At 40.8% G+C, this 18,922-nt stretch carries 17 protein-coding genes; 10 read left to right on the forward strand and 7 right to left on the reverse strand.

Annotated features, from left to right (window positions below):
* The 8 genes from ACMH5P_RS02055 (at position 1) to ACMH5P_RS02090 (ending at position 7,712) form a co-directional block, all read left to right on the forward strand.
* Positions 1 to 1,647 carry a UxaA family hydrolase gene (locus tag ACMH5P_RS02055; protein ID WP_459492648.1) on the forward strand — a complete coding sequence of 549 codons (1,647 nt, stop codon included), beginning with the start codon at positions 1 to 3 and terminating at the stop codon, positions 1,645 to 1,647.
* Between the two features lie 79 nt (positions 1,648 to 1,726).
* Positions 1,727 to 2,470, forward strand: a complete 744-nt coding sequence (locus ACMH5P_RS02060) for an SDR family NAD(P)-dependent oxidoreductase (RefSeq protein ID WP_459492649.1) — start codon at positions 1,727 to 1,729, stop codon at positions 2,468 to 2,470.
* A gap of 5 nt (positions 2,471 to 2,475) precedes the next feature.
* Positions 2,476 to 3,153, forward strand: a complete 678-nt coding sequence (locus tag ACMH5P_RS02065; RefSeq protein WP_459492650.1) for an SGNH/GDSL hydrolase family protein — start codon at positions 2,476 to 2,478, stop codon at positions 3,151 to 3,153.
* 3 nt (positions 3,154 to 3,156) lie between these two features.
* Entirely contained in the window at positions 3,157 to 4,005 is an 849-nt protein-coding gene (locus ACMH5P_RS02070; RefSeq protein ID WP_459492651.1) for a fumarylacetoacetate hydrolase family protein, read from the forward strand.
* The gene (locus ACMH5P_RS02075) at positions 4,002 to 4,820 is read left to right on the forward strand and encodes an amidohydrolase family protein (RefSeq protein ID WP_459492652.1); all 819 of its coding nucleotides are present in this window, start codon (positions 4,002 to 4,004) and stop codon (positions 4,818 to 4,820) included. The genes ACMH5P_RS02070 and ACMH5P_RS02075 overlap by 4 nt, the downstream gene beginning before the upstream one ends.
* Before the next feature lies 1 nt (position 4,821).
* Positions 4,822 to 5,601: an L-fucose dehydrogenase gene (locus ACMH5P_RS02080; RefSeq protein WP_459492653.1), complete on the forward strand. Its 780-nt coding sequence runs from the start codon at positions 4,822 to 4,824 to the stop codon at positions 5,599 to 5,601.
* Positions 5,598 to 6,653 carry an alanine racemase gene (locus ACMH5P_RS02085; RefSeq protein WP_459492654.1) on the forward strand — a complete coding sequence of 352 codons (1,056 nt, stop codon included), beginning with the start codon at positions 5,598 to 5,600 and terminating at the stop codon, positions 6,651 to 6,653. The genes ACMH5P_RS02080 and ACMH5P_RS02085 overlap by 4 nt, the downstream gene beginning before the upstream one ends.
* Entirely contained in the window at positions 6,654 to 7,712 is a 1,059-nt protein-coding gene (locus tag ACMH5P_RS02090; protein WP_459492655.1) for a dipeptidase, read from the forward strand.
* Here ACMH5P_RS02090 and ACMH5P_RS02095 read toward each other — a convergent pair.
* Genes ACMH5P_RS02095 through ACMH5P_RS02125 form a run of 7 tightly spaced genes read right to left on the reverse strand, consistent with a single transcriptional unit; the run spans position 7,709 to position 15,679 of the window.
* Positions 7,709 to 8,461 carry an SDR family NAD(P)-dependent oxidoreductase gene (locus ACMH5P_RS02095; RefSeq protein ID WP_459492656.1) on the reverse strand — a complete coding sequence of 251 codons (753 nt, stop codon included), beginning with the start codon at positions 8,459 to 8,461 and terminating at the stop codon, positions 7,709 to 7,711. The two genes, ACMH5P_RS02090 and ACMH5P_RS02095, sit on opposite strands and share 4 nt — an antisense overlap.
* On the reverse strand, positions 8,461 to 10,173 hold the full coding sequence (locus ACMH5P_RS02100; RefSeq protein ID WP_459492657.1) for an IlvD/Edd family dehydratase: 1,713 nt from the start codon (positions 10,171 to 10,173) through the stop codon (positions 8,461 to 8,463). The genes ACMH5P_RS02095 and ACMH5P_RS02100 overlap by 1 nt, the downstream gene beginning before the upstream one ends.
* 2 nt (positions 10,174 to 10,175) lie before the next feature.
* Positions 10,176 to 10,802 (reverse strand): hypothetical protein, encoded by a 627-nt coding sequence (locus tag ACMH5P_RS02105; protein ID WP_459492658.1) that lies wholly within the window; start codon positions 10,800 to 10,802, stop codon positions 10,176 to 10,178.
* Complete coding sequence (locus tag ACMH5P_RS02110) at positions 10,789 to 11,919, reverse strand: MalY/PatB family protein (protein ID WP_459492659.1); 1,131 nt, start codon at positions 11,917 to 11,919, stop codon at positions 10,789 to 10,791. Before ACMH5P_RS02110 ends, ACMH5P_RS02105 begins: the two co-directional genes overlap by 14 nt.
* On the reverse strand, positions 11,916 to 12,662 hold the full coding sequence (locus ACMH5P_RS02115; RefSeq protein WP_459492660.1) for an N-acetylmuramoyl-L-alanine amidase-like domain-containing protein: 747 nt from the start codon (positions 12,660 to 12,662) through the stop codon (positions 11,916 to 11,918). Before ACMH5P_RS02115 ends, ACMH5P_RS02110 begins: the two co-directional genes overlap by 4 nt.
* On the reverse strand, positions 12,644 to 13,918 hold the full coding sequence (locus ACMH5P_RS02120) for an MFS transporter (RefSeq protein WP_459492661.1): 1,275 nt from the start codon (positions 13,916 to 13,918) through the stop codon (positions 12,644 to 12,646). The genes ACMH5P_RS02115 and ACMH5P_RS02120 overlap by 19 nt, the downstream gene beginning before the upstream one ends.
* Positions 13,919 to 13,969: 51 nt before the next feature.
* Positions 13,970 to 15,679: an alpha-amylase family glycosyl hydrolase gene (locus tag ACMH5P_RS02125; protein WP_459492662.1), complete on the reverse strand. Its 1,710-nt coding sequence runs from the start codon at positions 15,677 to 15,679 to the stop codon at positions 13,970 to 13,972.
* Positions 15,680 to 15,861: 182 nt separating this feature from the next.
* Between ACMH5P_RS02125 and pgmB the strand changes: the two genes are divergently transcribed.
* Together pgmB and ACMH5P_RS02135 are read left to right on the forward strand one after the other, a co-directional pair.
* Positions 15,862 to 16,509: a beta-phosphoglucomutase gene (gene pgmB / locus ACMH5P_RS02130; protein WP_459492663.1), complete on the forward strand. Its 648-nt coding sequence runs from the start codon at positions 15,862 to 15,864 to the stop codon at positions 16,507 to 16,509.
* An 80-nt stretch (positions 16,510 to 16,589) separates the two neighbouring features.
* The gene (locus tag ACMH5P_RS02135) at positions 16,590 to 18,890 is read left to right on the forward strand and encodes a family 65 glycosyl hydrolase domain-containing protein (RefSeq protein WP_459492664.1); all 2,301 of its coding nucleotides are present in this window, start codon (positions 16,590 to 16,592) and stop codon (positions 18,888 to 18,890) included.
* Positions 18,891 to 18,922: the final 32 nt, after the last annotated feature.

Consider the following 18,922-nt stretch of genomic DNA (forward strand, 5'->3'; position numbering starts at 1 on the left):
ATGTCCCGTTCTTTTTTACAAATCAACCCATCCGATAACTTATTAGTAGCGCTTCAAGATTTGAAAGCTGGTACTGTCATTGAGCATGATGGCAATCAAATTACGCTTCAAGACGACATTGCTGCCAAACACAAATTTACCACCGAAGCCATTGCCAAAGATAGCAACGCCTATATGTACGGCGTATTGGTTGGGCATGCAAGCCAAGATATACCAAAGGGTGGTTTAATTCATACATTTAATTTACACCACGCTTCACAGGATTTTGTGGGTAAGCAAAAAGACTATACTTGGTCTAGTCCTGATGTAAGCAAATTTAAGAACCGGACATTTAATGGTTACCACCGCGCAGATGGTCAAGTGGGTACGCAAAATTATTGGTTGGTCATCCCACTCGTATTCTGCGAAAATCGCAATATCGAACTATTAAAGAATGCGTTTGTGCAGGGTTTGGGCTTTCAGAAAAATGATTCAGTGACCCAACAAGTCATTCGTTTGCGCCAACAGTTTGAGTCGGGCGAAAAATTAAGCCTCGGTATCAGTTCGTCGGAAGCGATTATTGCCAAAAGTCCACTCTTCCCGAATGTCGATGGAATTAAATTCTTAACTCATGAAAGTGGTTGTGGGGAAAATAAGGATGATTCGATGAACCTATGCGCTTTGTTGGCCGGTTATTGTGTTAATCCGAATGTGGGAGGAATAACCGTATTAAGTCTTGGATGCCAACATTCACAAATTGAGGTATTTAAAGAGAAGTTAAGGGTAAAAGATGCTAATTTCAGTAAGCCAATTCATTTCTTTGAGCAACAGCAAGATGAGGGTAGTGGTGTGGAGCAATTGTTGAACGAAGTTGTCCTAAAAACCTTTGAAGGATTAATTGAAATCAATAAAATTGAACGGAAACCCGCACCACTTTCGGCATTGCGTTTAGGTGTTAAATGTGGAGGGTCGGATGGTTTCTCTGGAATTTCAGCCAATCCGGCCATTGGTCACACCGCCGACTTATTAGTAGGACTAGGAGGTACCGTCATGATTGCAGAATTTCCTGAATTGTGTGGTGTAGAGCAAGAATTACAAAATCGATCCGTTAATGCGGAGGTAGCCGATAATTTCGGAAAAATGATGCGCGAATATGCCAAACGTGCGGCAGCAGTTGGCGCCGGCTTCGACATGAATCCTTCACCCGGAAATATCAAGGATGGGTTAATCACGGATGCTATCAAATCAGCCGGAGCTGCAAAAAAGGCAGGTTCTAGCCCGATTGTAGATGCCTTAGGCTATGGCCAATATGCCACTAAAAATGGCTTAAACTTAGTTTGTACGCCTGGAAATGACGTACTAGCCACCACGGGTATGGCAGGAGCGGGAGCTACCGTTCAATTATTTACGACGGGATTAGGAACACCTACAGGTAATCCGATTAGTCCAATGGTAAAATTGTCGACAAATACCCGTTTGGCCGAGAAACTCCCAGAAATCATTGATATCGATTGTGGTCCGATTATTCGTGGAGAAAAAACTGTGGAAGAAATGGGAGAAGAGGTTTTGGAATATATCATCCAATTGGCTTCCGGAGAAATTACTACCAAAGCCATGGACCTAGGACAAGATGATTTTATGTTCTGGAGAAGAGGGGTTTCATTGTAGACATTTGACGCTAGACGTTAGACACCTGGAATAAAATATGTAGAGACGCGATACATCGCGTCTCCTAACTAAAGAAATTATGCTATTTTCATTAAAAGGTAAAAAAGTCGTCGTAACAGGAGGAAATTCCGGAATAGGAGAGTCCATTGCCGATTTATTTCAATCGCAGGGGGCTGAGGTACATGTCATTGATTTATCCGCACCTGGTCAAGATGCCAATCTCAAAATCAACTACCATCAAGCCGATATCACGCAGTTTGAAATCGTAGAACAAATTGCTACACGTATTTCACCGGTCGATATATTAATCAATAATGCCGGCATACCTCAAATTGGAAATTTGGAAAAAACGAGCCCAGCTGATTTCCAACGAATTTTTGATGTAAACGTAAAAGGCGCCTATCATTGTATGTTGGCCTTTATTCCTTTTATGGTTAAACAGAAATCGGGAGTTATTTTAAACATGGCCTCCGTGGCGGCTTCCGTAGGCATTCCCGACCGTTTCGGATATTCCATGACGAAAGGAGCTATTCGCTCCATGACGCAATCAGTCGCGAAAGACTATATTTCACACGGCATCCGTTGCAATTGCATATCTCCAGGTCGCGTGCATACGCCCTTTGTCGATGGATTTTTGGCAAAAAACTATCCCGATAACCAAGCAGAGATGTTTAAAAAATTATCCAAAACCCAGCCACTAGGTCGGATGGCAAAACCTAATGAAATTGCCAATTTAGCATTATATTTATGTTCGGATGAGGCAGCCTTCATTACAGGTTGTGATTATCCGATCGATGGTGGATTTATCTATTTAAACAACTAAAACCTATGAAAACGAAAATTTTTAGCATTATCTTATTAGTAAGTATGAGTTTAACCTCATATAAAACATTAGAAAACCCTACAAGAATCGTATTCTTTGGCGATTCCATTACGCAAGCAGGGGTAAACAAAACAGGCTATATCACCAAAATGGCCGAAATGCTTGGGTCATTAGGTCTAGCTAGTAAATATGAATTAATTGGAGCCGGTATCGGAGGAAATAAAATTTATGACCTATACTTACGTCATGAAGATGATGTTATCGCCAAGAAACCCAATATCGTAATCATTTACGTGGGCATTAATGATGTTTGGCATAAAACTACTTCACGTACAGGAACCGATGCTGATAAGTTCGAAAGATTCTACAACGCTTTAATCAAAAGGTTACAAAAGTCTAATATACAAGTAGTTATATGTACACCTACGGTAATTGGCGAAAAGTTTGATAACACCAATGAGAACGATGGTGACTTAAATGCTTATGCCAACATCATTCGTAAAATCGCAACCGATAATCAATGCAAGTTGATCGATTTACGCAAGGCATTTATGGCATATGAACAAAAGAATAACATTGAAAACAAAGCATCCGGAATTTTGACAACGGATCGTGTTCATTTAACGGAAGCTGGAAATCAATTTCTAGCTGAAACGATGTGGGAAACCATCAAAACTTTATAGTACATGCAATTAATAAGAATTGGAGCATTTGAACAGGAGAAGCCGGCTATCCTAATCGATGGTAAGTATTTTGACGTTTCGAATTACGTAAGTGATTACAATGAAGCCTTCTTTGCGGGTGGCGGTTTAGATAAGTTAGCGCAAATTATCGCAAATCAGGATTTGACTGAAATCAAGGCACCTTCTCGAATCGGTTCTTGTGTGGCCCGTCCCTCCAAGATTATATGTGTTGGTCTAAACTATGCCGACCATGCGCGGGAGACGGGTGCAGAAATACCTTCAGAACCCATCTTATTCTTTAAGAGTACAACAGCTTTGTGCGGTCCATATGATCAGGTTATGATACCGAAAGGATCTACGAAGACCGACTGGGAGGTAGAATTAGCCATTGTTATAGGCAAAAAAGCACAATACGTTTCCGAAGATGAGGCATATGATTATGTAGCGGGCTATTGTTTACACAATGATTATTCGGAAAGAGAATACCAACTAGAACGTGGTGGAAACTGGTCGAAGGGCAAAGGCTGTGATACATTTGCTCCTTTGGGGCCCACCTTGGTAACCAAGGATGAGATTGCCGATGTACATAACCTTAATATGTGGTTGGATGTCAATGGAAAGCGTTTTCAAACATCAAATACGGATCAATTGATTTTCAATGTCCCTCAGGTAGTATCATACATTTCTCAATTCATGACACTACTTCCCGGTGATGTTATCTCTACGGGAACACCACATGGGGTAGGATTAGGATTTAAGCCACCAATCTACTTACAAGCAGGTGATGTGGTTACGCTAGGGATGGATGGATTAGGAGAACAAAGACAAGAAGCCATTGCATATTCAAAATGATTGATTCACACCAACACTTTTGGAATTACGATCTGGAAAGAGATACGTGGATAACGGCAGATATGTCGGCAATTCAAAAGGATTTCTATCCCGATTCCGCTCATTTCAATTCGTTGGGAATAGAAGCCTGTGTCGCGGTACAAGCATCCTCTTCCGAGGAGGAAACTTTGTTTCTATTGGCATTAGCAGAGCAATCTGATTTCATTCAAGGTGTTGTGGGTTGGGTGGACTTACAGCAAACTAATATTGAGGACCGCTTAGCCTATTTTTCACAATTTGAAACATTGAAAGGGTTTAGACATATCGTTCAAGCTGAAAAAGACATCCATTTTCTACAGAGACCCGAATTTCAAAAAGGGGTAAAAGCACTCGATGCGTTTGACTTTACCTATGATTTATTAATCCTTCCTCATCAACTAGAGGCTGGTATCCAATTTTGCCGAGGTCTCGAACAAAAAATTGTGCTTGATCATTTAGCCAAACCTCCGATCAAATCAGGAGATTTGAAGGCATGGAAGCAAAGTCTTCAATCCTTCAAAGAATTGGATTATGTTTATGCCAAAATTTCAGGATTGGTGACTGAGGCAGATTGGTCAACATGGACCTCAGAGCAAATGAAAGAAGTCATCGAAGTTGCATTGGAGGTATTTGGGACAGACCGACTCATGTTTGGAACAGATTATCCTGTTCTAAAGTTGGCCTCTGATTTAGCTACCTGGATCAAGGTCTGTCAAGATGCTTTATCCGAATTAAGTCAAAACGAGCAAAAAAAGATCAACGAATTAAATTGTCAGCACTTTTACGCATTGGATTAATATGAACTTAGGACTCAAAGAAAAAGTAATCATCGTTACGGGAGGTGCTAAAGGCATCGGTGCAGGAATTAGCCAAGCTTTAGGTTTGGAATCTGCCATGGTGGCCATCGTGGGTCGAAACGAAGCAGATAATCAAGCCTGTATCGAATTGATTCAGGCGACGGGAGGACAGGCATTTTCCTTTGTGGCCGAATTAACAAATCCATGTGAGTGTACGCGTGTGGTAGAAGAAGTCGTTAAAACTTTTGGTCGAATCGATGGACTAGTCAATAACGCCGGTGTGAATGACGGAGTTGGATTAGCCAATGGAAATTATGAGCGCTTTATGCAATCCTTGCATGCCAATTTAGTTCATTATTACCTAGTTACTCAAGCTTGTTTACCTTACCTCATCAAATCGAAAGGCGCTATCGTAAATATCGGCTCTAAAACTGCGGAAACAGGTCAGGGTGGGACTTCAGCGTATGCAGCCGCCAATGGAGGAAGAAATGCATTGACGCGCGAATGGGCCGTCGAGTTGCTGCCTCATAACATTCGGGTAAACGCAGTCATCGTGGCAGAATGCTATACACCTCTCTATGAAAAATGGATACAAACGCTTCCTAATCCCAAAGAGAAATTAGCCGAAATTGAATCTAAAATTCCATTGGGCCAACGAATGACAACCGCAGATGAATTAGGAGCGATGGTTGCATTTTTGTTATCACCAAAATCGAGTCACACGACAGGCCAACTCATTCATGTGGATGGGGGCTATGTACATTTAGATCGAGCATTATGATAAATTTTGATCGTATTGAAAGTCCGGGATTATTGGTTAATCCTGACATCGTCAAAAAGAACATCCAGTGGGTGTTGAATCAAGTAGATAACGATCCCAACCGATTAAGACCTCATATTAAGACGCATAAAACACGCGAGGTCAACCAATTATTGATGGCCGCCGGTGTTTATAAGTTTAAAGCAGCGACCATCGCAGAGGCAGAGCTTTTGGCATTAGACAAGGCCAAAGATGTGTTGCTATCCATGCAACCTACAGGAACAACACTTGCTCGTTTTATCGAATTAGTTGAAAAATTCCCTAAAACCTCATTTGCTTGTTTATTGGATGATATCGAAGCAGCCAATAATTTGAATTCAGTTGCAAGTTCCCAACGCGTTTTTGTGGATTTAAACATGGGAATGAATCGAACAGGTATTAAATCGGAAGACGCTTTACCTTTAATCGAATACATTCAACAATCTGCCAATCTTAAATTGGCTGGATTACATGCCTATGATGGTCATATCCGGGATTTGAATTTAGCGGATCGAAAAGAGCACGTTGAGACCGATTTTGTCACTTTTCATGAATTGCGGAAAAATATCTCATCAAATCTAGAACTCGTAGTTGGCGGAACACCCAGCTTTTTAGTGCATCATTCGAATCCCCAATACGTTTGTAGCCCAGGTACCTTCGTCTTTTTTGATACGGGTTATGCCAAACTGTATCCTGAGAATAGTCTAGAGTTAGCCGTTCAAGTTATTGGACGTATCATTTCTATTCCTACGAACCATACCATATCGATCGATGTAGGACATAAATCCATCGCACCAGAAAATGGTATTGATAACCGATTACAATTCATTGATCATCCAGATTGGAAATTAATGAGCCAGAGTGAAGAACATGGCATTGTAGAGGTAGGGGATAGTTCAACCTTTAAAATAGGGGATGTCGTTCGCATGTATCCATATCACATCTGTCCAACGGTTGCATTGCATCAATACCTTCAATTAGCCGATGGATCACATTGGGATGTAATTGCCAGAAATCGTAAAATCACTGTATAAATGTTTTTAATCGACGCACATTTAGATTTAAGCATGAATGCCTTGGAATGGAACCGCGATTTGCGATCATCCATTCAAGAGATTAATGCGCGTGAAAAACATTTAACGGATAAACCCGATCGAGGCCTTGCCACAGTCTCTTTAGAAGAATTACGAAAAGGGAATATTGGATTAGTGGTAGCTACGCAAATTGCACGGTATGTTGACCGAAATAATCCATTACCCGGTTGGCATTCCCCAGAACAAGCCTGGGCACAAACCCAAGGCCAATTAGCCTATTACAAGGCATTGGAACGAAGTGGCGACCTTCGTCCTATACATAATCTCCCAGAACTCTACCAGCATTTGAATACATGGCCTACCGACCAACATACCATTGGTTACATACTTAGCTTGGAAGGTGCAGATTCAATCGTCTCGTTGGAATACTTAGAAATTGCCCATGAATATGGCTTACGTGCGCTTGGCCCAGCCCATTACGGCCCAGGCAGGTATGCACAAGGAACAAACGCAACGGGAAGACTGGGGCCACAGGGGCGAGATTTATTGCGAAAAATGAAGGAATTAAACATCATCTTGGATGCAACACACCTTTGCGATGATAGCTTTGATGAAGCCATGGAGCATTTCGATGGGCCTGTTTGGGCAAGTCATCACAATTGTCGAGCCCTCGTAAACCACAATCGCCAATTTTCCGACGAGCAATTCAAGCTTTTAATCAATCGCGGTGCGGTAATCGGAATGCCATTAGACGCTTGGATGATGGTTCCGGGTTGGGAAAGAGGAAAATCGACACCCCAATCGATGGGCGTAACCTTGAATACTATGATTGATCACCTAACGCATATCTGCGAATTAGCCGGAAATACGAATCATGTAGGATTGGGAACCGATTTAGATGGTGGCTTCGGAAAAGAGCAATGTCCGGCTGACCTTGAAACAATAGCTGATCTACAGAAAATACCTGATTTATTACACCAAAGAGGCTTTTCGAGCGACGATATTAAAAAAATCTGTCACCAAAATTGGTTAAATTTTCTAGAGCGCGCCTGGGCTTAATGCTGGGGAGGAGGACTGATGGAGGTCCAACCGCCGTCTACGACCAAGGTTTGGCCGGTAATATGCTTGGCTTCCTCCGACAAGAAGAACAGACAAGTAGAAGCGATGTCGCTAACCTCAGCGGCTTTCCCTAATGGGGTAATGGCAGCCCAATCTGACTGATACTCTGTATTTTGCAATGTTCTCTCCGTAATGGTCGCACCCGGAGAAACCGCATTGATTCGTATTTGATAAGGCGATAAATCAATCACCAAATTCTTAACCAATTGATTTAATGCTGCTTTTGTCATACCGTAGGCTGCCAAATCGGGATGAGCCTGATGTCCTGTGACCGATGACATAATGACAATCGACCCGGATAGTTGATTTTCTTTTAAATAGCGCGCGATTAACTGTGTTAAGAAAAAGGTTCCCGTTATGTTTATACGAAGAATCTGTTCCATGGACGCCTGTGAATAATTCCAAAAATCCCCGAAAGTCGTAATCCCTGCATTACAAATTACCCCGGCCAAGTCACCGGGACTCGATTCGATTACCTTCAGTAATTCTGTACGGAAAGCGTCCGAAGAGGCATCCGCAACAATTCCAATGAATTGATGTAAACCAGCTGAATTTAAATGGGACTTAGCCTGATTAAAAACCTGCTCATCCACATCATTCCAAATGACAAAGTTACCTTGGGCCAACATGCGTTTGACCAATTCAAAGCCAATTCCTTGGCCAGCCCCGGTAATGACATATTTTTTCATTAGTGGGAATCTCTCGTTACAACAGAACCTGAACCACCTTTTAGAAAATCGAAATCGGCTCCTTGGTCTGCTTGTTCCACATGATCAATAAATAAACCTACATAGCCCCGTGGCATGGAAGGAGGCGTGAAGGGTTGCTCAATTTTTCGCTTAGCCAATTCCTCCTCACTAACTTCCCAATGAATAGACCGGCTCTCCACATCTAAGCTGATAAAATCACCATTTTGAACCCAATTCAACGGTCCTCCGGCGGCCGATTCCGGCGATATGTGCAAGATTACGGTACCGAAACCCGTACCACTCATCCGTCCATCCGAAATACGCACCATGTCCTTGACACCTTTTTCCAAAAGTTTTTTTGGTATTCCCATATTGCCTACTTCCGCCATACCTGGATAACCTTTGGGTCCTACATTTTTTAGGACCATGACCGAAGTTTCATCAATTTCCAATTCAGGCGTATCAATGCGTGCATGGTAATCTTCAATATTTTCAAAAACAACTGCTTTTCCGCGGTGCTTAAAAAGTTCCGGTGATGCTGCTGAAGGCTTTAAAACAGCTCCCTGAGGTGCTAAATTTCCACGTACAACCGCTATACCCGAATCAGGTTTAAATGGCTCATCAAAACTCGAAATGATATTCGGATCGTAAATAGGGGTATCCGTAATATTCTCACCGACGGTCTTTCCATTTACCGTAATACTTGATGTATGCAAATGTTCCTTCATTTGATTCATCAAAGCAGGCAAACCACCGGCATAATACAAATCCTCCATGAAATGCGCTCCAGATGGTTGGATATTAGCCAACAACGGAATATTCAAGGAGAACTTATCAAAATCATCTAAATGCAAGTCAACGCCAATACGACCCGCGATTGCCAATAGGTGAATTACGAAATTTGTTGACCCACCAGTCGCTGCATTCACTCGAATCGCATTTTCAAAAGCTTGACGCGTTAATACCTTAGACATTTTTAGGTCCTCATTCACCATCTCCACAATTCTTCTTCCTGAATGTTGGGCCAATACCTTACGACGAACATCTGCGGCAGGAATTGCTGCATTTTGAGGTAAACTTAATCCTAAGGCTTCAACCATCGTTGCCATAGTTGACGCAGTACCCATCACCGCACAATGCCCAGGCGTACGAGCCATACAAGCTTCTGCTTCAATAAATTCCTTTTGAGATAATTCACCTAATTTGTAGGCTTCGGCAAATCGCCAAACATCGGATGTCCCAATTTCTTTTCCCTTAAATTTTCCTTTCATCATTGGACCTCCAGAAATAACCAACGTAGGTAAATCGACGGAACATGCCCCCATAACGAGGGAGGGAGTGGTCTTATCGCAACCACACATTAAAACAACCCCATCAATGGGGTTGGCACGAATCGATTCCTCCACATCCATACTCGCCAAATTACGGTATAACATGGCGGTAGGTTTAATCAAGGTTTCACCTAAAGACATCACGGGAAATTCTACCGGGAAACCACCGGCCTCAATGATACCCTTTTTGACGAATTCAGCTAATTCACGAAAATGCGCATTACAAGGTGTTAATTCTGACCAAGTGTTGCAAATTCCAATCACTGGCTTACCTTGAAAATAATCATCAGGAATACCTTGATTTTTCATCCAAGCACGATAGATAAATCCATCTTTACCGGTTTTTCCAAACCATTGTTGTGAACGTAAATTCGTTTTCATATTTATTCTAGGTCTAAGGTTTTCTTTAGTATAAAACTTTGGTCTTTGCCAAATTGGTAATAACAAGCTCGTTTTCCACTTGATAAATCCGCATAAGGGTCATTTTCATAATTAAACTGACGAACGATACCCGTTTTATCAAAGAATAGCGAATCCGAACCTACATATCCAAACGCTTGACTACCCTTCAATTTAGGAAAATTTATTCGATTGATATGTCCCGAATGATATTCGTAGGCGCGAATAGTTGTAGACTTATTCGAATTAAGTCCTATTACCCAACATTCAGGAGCATCATTTTCATTTAAATCAGATAAAAGAATCTGCCTAACATCTATTTTAAATAAAGCTTCCTTGAATACAATGGAATTACCTTTCACGAATAACAAACTATCTCCACTCATTCTAGCTTCATAATCTTGAAAGAGAGTAGAAATCGTCGAAGTAGATTTTACTGAATGGGTATCTACATCCACTTGTCGGGCCAATGAGTTCCCTTGTGATGAAACAACTAGTTGATCATTTAAATTAACCGCCACGGATTCATCGTCTAACTTTTGGACATAATAGAATATTGCCCCCAAGGATACGATAAAACAAATAAGAACGATAAATTTAACGAGCCTCATGAACTACTTTTTCAATGATTTCGATTGCTTTATCCAAAGAAGCACGTGGACATGCGAAATTAAGTCGGATAAAATTCCCTCCTAAAAATTGATCGCCACGTAGCACATGCAATCCGGCCTCAAATAATCGCTTTTGGAAATCCCCATGCATGGTTGCATCAAATTCAATCCAAGCTAAATAGGTAGCCTCCAAGGGCAACATTTTGATACCTGGCAATTGATTCATCCGAGTCAATAAATACGCATGGTTATCACGCAAAAAGGGTAGGAGATTATCCATCCATGTCGAGGGCATCCGATAAGTAGCTAACATTACCTCAATGCTATGACGTGAAAGCATCGGAAAATATCCAAAAGTCTTCTTTTGAAACTCCAAACGAATTGCAGGATCAGGAATAATAGCTACAGCACCTCCTAAACCAGCGGTATTGTAAGCTTTAGATGTAGCGAAGAATGAAATCTCCGACTGAATCGTTTGATGTTTAACCTTGGAATCGATAATCAAATCAGCATGAATTTCGTCGGATATAATCATACAATCGTATTGCTGACATAATGATTTAATCTGCTTAATCTCATCGCTTGTAAATACGGTTCCTCCAGGATTATGGGGATTACAGAACAAGAAAACCTTAGGACCTTGCTTGAGCGCTTCTTCAAATGCCACAAAATCAAAGGTCCAACGTCCCGACTCTTCAATCATAGGGAAGGTATGAAGCGGATGTCCAAGCCAACCTGCTACTAAATGAAATGGATGATAAACAGGAACTGCGGTTAATATCCCGTCATTGGGAGAGCTGAATGCCGCACAGGCTGCTGTAATTCCCGGTACAATACCAGGTATCCATACCTGCCAATCTTGTTCAGTTTCCCAACCATAATCACGAGCAATCTTTTTTTGCGCTTCAACTCGTAATTCATCAGGAACAATCGAATAGCCTAAAATTTGATGGTCAGTGATTTTTTCTAATGCCTCTAAAATCTCCTCGGCAACTGGAAAATCCATGTCAGCAACAGGCATTGGTAAAACATCCCGATCGCCATAGCTTACATTATCCCATTTAAAGCTGAAGGTATTTTTACGATCGACAACCCGATCAAAGTCGTATTTTTTCATATACTAAATTTAGGTCTAAATACAGTAATACCAATAAATTGCCGATGGAATTTAAGGTAATCTGTCAATGTTTCATCCGAAACAATTACCATCTTTTTCTCCTGCGAAGCATGCAAAAGATGTACTTGAGTACCTTTCTTAATCGCTATGGCTGTATGAAGAAAGTCTATATGATCATTTTTTCCTACGAGCCCAATCAAATCACCATCTTGAATCAACGGTAATAGATAAGGTAAATCCTTCACTGAAGTATATTCAAATTTTCTGGATTTCAGTTGGCCTTCCCGCATGGCCAATAAACCTATATTCACAGTCTTATCTCCCTTATCTTTAAGATAATTAGATAGAAAGCTAAAGTCTTTTGTAGCAATGGAATGGTGTTTAGGATCTTGAATCAAGGCATAACCCAAGTATCGCATCGCATCCGAAAAATAATGATACCTCTTTTCAAATTGAACAGAATCCCCTGCATAACGAACATGCTTCAAAGCGCTAAACCATTTGCTAGAATCGCCATTTGAAATTTTGATGGCTAAACTATGCTCAATAAAAGTGACGCAATCAAAAGCCTCTTGAGAAGTTATTAAATGCTCCGGATTTCCAGATGAAAGCATGTGGCCTCGATAGGGTCGACCTAAAAACTTTTTCGCGATAACAACAAAATCATCATTAGCTGACCTTTGACCCAAAGCGCAAAAGCTAGCTAAAAAAAGAAAGGATAAAACTATTTTTCTTTGATCCATAAAACACTTGTCGCTGCCATTAATAGGAAAACGCCGGCCGTCAAAATCGCGTAAATAGACTCCCCGCCAAAAACATGTTTTACGATAGGGCCACCAATTATACTGCTGACAATTTGAGGAATCGTGATAAAGAAATTAAATATACCCATATAAACCCCCATTTTGGCTAAAGGGATAGAACCTGATAAAATAGCATATGGCATCGCCAAAATACTCGCCCAAGCCATGCCAACTCCCACCATACTTGCGATTAATAAGTATTGATCATTAATAAAATAGATCGAAATAAGACCAACTCCACCGGCCAACAATGAAATAGCATGCGTCGCCTTATTCCCAATCTTATTAGCTATTTGAGGTAAAAAAACTGCATAAACAGCTGAAACGGCACTGTAAACACCAAACATTATTCCAACCCAATTACCCGCATCTTGAAAACCCGATGAACTGTGATCATCTGAAGCCACGTTAAATACGTGATGCGCAATAGCAGGTGTCGAGAATACCCACATCATAAATAAACCAAACCAAGAAAAGAATTGTACCACCCCTAATTGGCGCATGGTAAATGGCATCTCTTTGATGTATCGAAATAAGGAAAACAAGGTATCATCTTGTCCATCTTCCTCAAATCCCATCGCCTCACGTTCCGTAGGCGAATATTCCTTCGTTGAAATAATCGTCCATAGAATGGCCAATAAAAACACGGTTCCACCGACATAAAACGAATAGGTAACATTATCTGGAATTTGACCCGGAGCCGCATCTTTGGCTATACCGGCCCATTCACCCAAAATATAAGGTAACCAAGAACCTGCTACCGCTCCAATTCCAATCAAAAATGTTTGAATCGAGAAGCCCAAGGTATTTTGCTCCTCAGAAAGATTATCCGCTACTAATGCGCGAAAGGGTTCCATCGAAACATTGAATGATGCATCCATCATCATCATAATACTAGCCCCGACAATCACGGGTGGCATAAATCCGGCTAATGCGCCGGCATGTGGAAAAAAGAATAGGGCTGAGGCTGCTAAAATGGCACCCGTTAAAAAAAATGGTTTTCTACGACCTAGCCAGTTCCATGTTCGATCAGAATAAAAACCTATAATAGGCTGCACAATCATTCCGGTAAGTGGAGCGGCTAACCAAAACCAAGATAACTGTTCAACGTCCGCACCAAAACTTTGGAGAATACGCGAGGCATTCCCATTTTGCAACGCAAAGCCAAATTGAATTCCCAAGAAGCCTACACTCATGTTAAAGATTTGGGCTAGCGACAATCGAGGTTTAGTAAAGCTTTTCATAAATTATAATTGAATGATTAATGCACTATTGGCAGGGATAACGACTTTATTTCCTAATACTTGCGCTTTCTCAGCCCCATGAGGCGGTAAATAGGCATGTACTAATTGAGGGTTAATTTGCTTAACACCCATCATCTCCACAGCTAGTTGGGGAATTTGAATATTAAACTGATGCTCATTTTGTGAATCAAAATTACATACGATCAATAAACGCTCCTTTGGAGTATATCGAATAAACGAATAAACCTTTTGATGCGGATATGCTTCCGTTTGGGCATATTGCAAATCAAAAAATGCCCCTTTCGAAATTGCCTCTGATTTTGTAACACGCTTAATCAAATCTTGATAGAAGGCATCAATCTGCTTCTCCTCAGCACTTAATTGACCACCATCAAACTTACCTCCGTTCATCCAACGCTGATGCGTTTCCACTCGCCAAAAATCAAACATCGAGCTTCGATCATCCGCTTCATTATATCCTTCAATTTCGTTCGCCTTTTCCCCAAATTCTTGTCCCATGTAAATCATCAAAGGACCATCATGCAAGGCAGCCGTAATCATCATTCCTGGTATCGTCGACCAAAAATTATTTGCTGCAAAAGCTGGCGTATTTAAACGATGTTCATCATGATTCTCTAAAAAACGCAGCATGTGGTTCGCAAAATCACCCGACTCATGTTGCCATACCTTCGTGATATCCGCACAATTACCCGCGGGTTTTTGCTCCATCAAGCGGCGAACACCATCGTATAATCCCACCTTATCATAAAGGTAATCAAAACCACCTTTAAATATATAATCCCGGTATTTATCTGGTTGGTAGATTTCTGCGATAAAAATTATCTTGGGATTCTGTACTTTAACTTGTCCAATCGCATAGGTCCAAAACTCCACAGGAACCATTTCTGCCATATCGCAACGGAAACCATCAACCCCCAATTCCGTCCAATAAGCCAAAACCTGATGCATTTTAATCCATGTATTAGGTATCGGATCAAAATGAGTTTCATTGTTCCGTTGGAAATCAATTCCATAATTCAATTTAACCGTTTCAAACCAGTCGTGAATAGAGGGCTGAGATGAAAAAACATTATTCCCACTCACTTTTGCAGGAACCTCTGTATAAGGTATCGTCACAGGCACGGGGGGATGAACTCCTTCGGGTACCGAAAATTTCGTACCAGGTAAATAATAGAAATTGTTATTAACATCAAACGCAACATCTTGTCGGTCATTCACCCCAAAATCCACCACTCCCTTTGGTTTCATGTCCGATTGATATTGTCTTGCTAAATGATTGGGGACAAAATCAATGATCAACTGAAGTCCATTGGCATGAATACGCTTAAGCATCGCTTTGAATTCATCCATACGTTTCGCAGGATTATCCGCCAAAAAGGGATTGACATCGTAATAATCCTTGATTGCAAAAGGAGAACCCGCACGCCCCTTTACGACTGAGGGGTGATCCAACGGGGATCCATAAGCTGTAAAGTCCTCCATGGTCGCATGCTCAATCAATCCAGTTGCATACAAATGGGTAATCCCTTTATTATGTAGCGCTTTTAAGGCAACATCAGAAACATCCTTAAACTTGGTTACACCATTTTGAACATAAGAACCATTTCTAATTAATTCCGTCTGTTTATTTCCCCAAAGGTGAAACATCATTTGATAGACCACGAATTTTTCAGAAGTAGCTTTAACAGACATAGGCGATTGGGAAAACAATAGACGCGATGAAACAAGCATCGCGAAAAGAAAAATAACAGTAAGACGTAAATTGCGCATAATTGAAAATAAACAGCCTAGCACAGCAAAAAAGGCTTTCTTGGCATCCGTAAATGTAATAATTTTGATGCTTCATTTACTAAAGAAAAGCTAAAATTTACCTCATGAATTACAAGGCATGCCTCTTTGATTTAGACGGAGTTCTCGTCGATACAGCCATTTATCACTTTCAAGCTTGGAAAAATCTTGGAAAGAAATTCAACTACGAATTAACGGAAGAACAAAACGAACAATTAAAAGGGGTTTCCCGTGTAGAATCTTTGAACAAAATTTTAGCTTGGGCAAACTATTCAGCCACTGAAGCCGAAAAGTCCGAATGGCTTGTCGAGAAAAACGAAGAATACTTGCGTTTAATCTCCAACATGAATCCAAGTGAAATTCTTCCCGGAGTAGTCGAATTTCTGACACAAATTAAAGAACAAGGTTATCAGATTGCCTTGGGTTCAGCGAGTAAAAATGCGGAAATCATCCTTCAAAAGACGGGGTTACTAGAATGGTTCGACTTAATCATCGATGGAAATAAAGTAAGCAAAAGCAAACCAGATCCGGAAGTGTTCTTGAAGGGCGCAGAGGGATTAGGCTTAAACCCAGAGCTTTGTATTGTATTTGAAGATGCCCAAGCAGGGGTAGAAGCAGCCAAGGCTGGCAATATGAAAGCTATCGGCATTGGTGATGCAGAAACACTCAATCAAGCGGATAAAATCATCCCCAACTTTATTGGAGTGAACGCAGTGAAATTATTACAATTTTAAGAAACAGCGTAGCACAGAAATTACAAAAAGCGACAATATTCTATTTTTGTGATTGATTAAATCAATGACCTAATTACCCCATGAAACAATACTTAAAATTAGATGAGTGGAAAATCATCGAAGATCAATTTCATCCTGAATTTAATGAAATTACTGAATCCATTTTCTCTTTAGGAAATGGACGAATGGGGCAAAGAGGTTCATTTGAAGAGACTTATACCGGAAAATCACTACAAGGTAACTACGTAGCTGGAGTCTATTATCCCGATAAAACACGTGTGGGTTGGTGGAAAAATGGATATCCCGAATACTTTGCAAAAGTATTAAATGCAGCCAATTGGAATGGTTTAGAAATTAAAATTGGCAACGAAATCGTTGACCTTCACCAAAGTACCGTTCATGCATTTTACCGGGAATTAAACATGAAGGATGGTTATATCCTTCGTACCTGCCAAATAAGTTTGCCTTCCGGAAAATCACTTGAAATCAAATCGATCCGGTTAAACAGTATGGCCGATGATGAATCAGGTGTTATTTCTTTTAGCTTGAAAGCATTAAATTTCTCAGACACTATTCAAGTAAAAGCTTTTGTGGATGGAGATATTAAGAACAAAGATTCGAATTACGATGAAAAGTTTTGGGACCAAGTTCAAGTAGGCGCGGTAGGAAATACATCGTATGTTTGGTCAAAGACAAAGAAAACGGGATTTGAAGTATTAACTGGCCAACAAGTTCAAATCGACTTAAATGGTCAAACGCTTGCCATTAGCCCTCAAACAAATACCTCTGAAAAATACAGTTCGTTGACTTATTCCATTCCTGTCAATGAAGGGGATAGCCTAACTATTTTCAAATATGCCGTTAATTTAAGTTCTGAAAATCATCCCACGCAAGAACTATTTACTCGGTCAGAAGCCTATTTAAATCGAATTAGCAAAAAGGGATTTGCGCAAATGCTAATCGAACAAGCTGCCGCTTGGGAAGCTAAATGGGCGATTAATGATATCGTGATTAAAGGAGATGTGTCGGCCCAGCAAGGAATTCGATTCAACATTTTCCAGATGAATCAAACCTATACAGGCGCCGATGATCGTTTGAATATTGGACCGAAAGGGTTTACAGGTGAAAAATATGGAGGATCGACTTATTGGGACACGGAGGCTTACTGTATTCCATTCTATTTATCGACAGCACCCCAACAGGTTGCTAAGAATCTCTTAATCTATCGTTGGAAACAATTAGATCGCGCCATTGAAAACGCAGGTAAACTCGGATTCGATCAAGGTGCTGCCTTGTATCCGATGGTAACCATGAACGGAGAGGAGTGTCACAATGAATGGGAAATTACCTTCGAAGAGATTCACCGGAATGGAGCCATTGCCTATGCCATTAAAGATTATGTAGAATACACGAATGATCGTAAGCATTTAGTGGATTACGGTTGGGAAGTTTTAATTGGTATTTCTCGTTTCTGGGCACAACGTGTCAATTGGTCGGAAAACCACCAAAAATACGTGATGCTAGGTGTCACAGGCCCCAACGAATACGAAAACAACGTCAATAACAACTGGTACACAAATTACTTCGCTGTTTGGTGCTTGAAATATACCTTAGAAGTATTAGCTGAGATTCAAGCAAATTATCCGAACGAAGCGAAAGAAAAATTAGCCAAAACAGCTTTCCAGGCAAGCGAAATAGCACAATTTGAACATATCATAGCGAATATGTATTTCCCGCGTGATGAAAATCGCGGAATCTATTTACAACAGGATGGCTTCTTGGATAAAGTAATTGCTCCAGTGGATAGTATCCCAGCGGGTCAAAGACCGATCAACCAAAACTGGTCATGGGATCGCATCTTGCGTTCTTGCTACATCAAGCAAGCGGATGTTTTGCAGGGAATGTATTTCTTCGAAAACGATTTTACGAAAGAGGAAATAGCTCGAAACTATGATTTCTACGAACCTATCACGGTACATGAGTCCTCCTTAAGCCCGTGTGTTCATAGCATCTTAGCTGCCAAATTAGGTAAAGAGGATAAATCCTACGAATTCTACACGCGTGCAGCCCGTTTGGATTTGGATGATTACAACAATGATACAGAAGATGGATGCCACATTACTTCGATGGCGGGAACTTGGATGTCTATCGTGAAGGGATTTGGAGGCATGACAGTTTCCAATCACCAATTGAACTTTGAACCGTTCTTACCAGCCCAATGGGAAGAATATTCATTCAAAATTAATTTCCGCGCGAATCAATTAGCGATCAAGATCCATAAGTCGGGAATTGAAATCGATAATCTTTCCGCTACTCCGATCACCTTAGGGATAAAAGGAAAAAGCTATACAATTGATGCCAAGAGTAAGCAATCCATCTAAACAAAAAGGTCAGCCGTAAAGCTGACCTTTTT

The organism is Aquirufa sp. 5-AUSEE-100C1 (genome assembly GCF_054558655.1).

Excerpts from the sequence above, each read along its gene's own strand:
- ACMH5P_RS02055 (WP_459492648.1), top strand. The coding sequence starts at position 1 with ATGTCCCGTTCTTTTTTACAAATCAACCCATCCGATAACTTATTAGTA.
- ACMH5P_RS02060 (WP_459492649.1), top strand. The coding sequence starts at position 1,727 with ATGCTATTTTCATTAAAAGGTAAAAAAGTCGTCGTAACAGGAGGAAAT.
- ACMH5P_RS02065 (WP_459492650.1), top strand. The coding sequence starts at position 2,476 with ATGAAAACGAAAATTTTTAGCATTATCTTATTAGTAAGTATGAGTTTA.
- ACMH5P_RS02070 (WP_459492651.1), top strand. The coding sequence starts at position 3,157 with ATGCAATTAATAAGAATTGGAGCATTTGAACAGGAGAAGCCGGCTATC.
- ACMH5P_RS02075 (WP_459492652.1), top strand. The coding sequence starts at position 4,002 with ATGATTGATTCACACCAACACTTTTGGAATTACGATCTGGAAAGAGAT.
- ACMH5P_RS02080 (WP_459492653.1), top strand. The coding sequence starts at position 4,822 with ATGAACTTAGGACTCAAAGAAAAAGTAATCATCGTTACGGGAGGTGCT.
- ACMH5P_RS02085 (WP_459492654.1), top strand. The coding sequence starts at position 5,598 with ATGATAAATTTTGATCGTATTGAAAGTCCGGGATTATTGGTTAATCCT.
- ACMH5P_RS02090 (WP_459492655.1), top strand. The coding sequence starts at position 6,654 with ATGTTTTTAATCGACGCACATTTAGATTTAAGCATGAATGCCTTGGAA.
- ACMH5P_RS02095 (WP_459492656.1), bottom strand. The coding sequence starts at position 8,461 with ATGAAAAAATATGTCATTACCGGGGCTGGCCAAGGAATTGGCTTTGAA.
- ACMH5P_RS02100 (WP_459492657.1), bottom strand. The coding sequence starts at position 10,173 with ATGAAAACGAATTTACGTTCACAACAATGGTTTGGAAAAACCGGTAAA.
- ACMH5P_RS02105 (WP_459492658.1), bottom strand. The coding sequence starts at position 10,802 with ATGAGGCTCGTTAAATTTATCGTTCTTATTTGTTTTATCGTATCCTTG.
- ACMH5P_RS02110 (WP_459492659.1), bottom strand. The coding sequence starts at position 11,919 with ATGAAAAAATACGACTTTGATCGGGTTGTCGATCGTAAAAATACCTTC.
- ACMH5P_RS02115 (WP_459492660.1), bottom strand. The coding sequence starts at position 12,662 with ATGGATCAAAGAAAAATAGTTTTATCCTTTCTTTTTTTAGCTAGCTTT.
- ACMH5P_RS02120 (WP_459492661.1), bottom strand. The coding sequence starts at position 13,918 with ATGAGTGTAGGCTTCTTGGGAATTCAATTTGGCTTTGCGTTGCAAAAT.
- ACMH5P_RS02125 (WP_459492662.1), bottom strand. The coding sequence starts at position 15,679 with ATGTCTGTTAAAGCTACTTCTGAAAAATTCGTGGTCTATCAAATGATG.
- pgmB (WP_459492663.1), top strand. The coding sequence starts at position 15,862 with ATGAATTACAAGGCATGCCTCTTTGATTTAGACGGAGTTCTCGTCGAT.
- ACMH5P_RS02135 (WP_459492664.1), top strand. The coding sequence starts at position 16,590 with ATGAAACAATACTTAAAATTAGATGAGTGGAAAATCATCGAAGATCAA.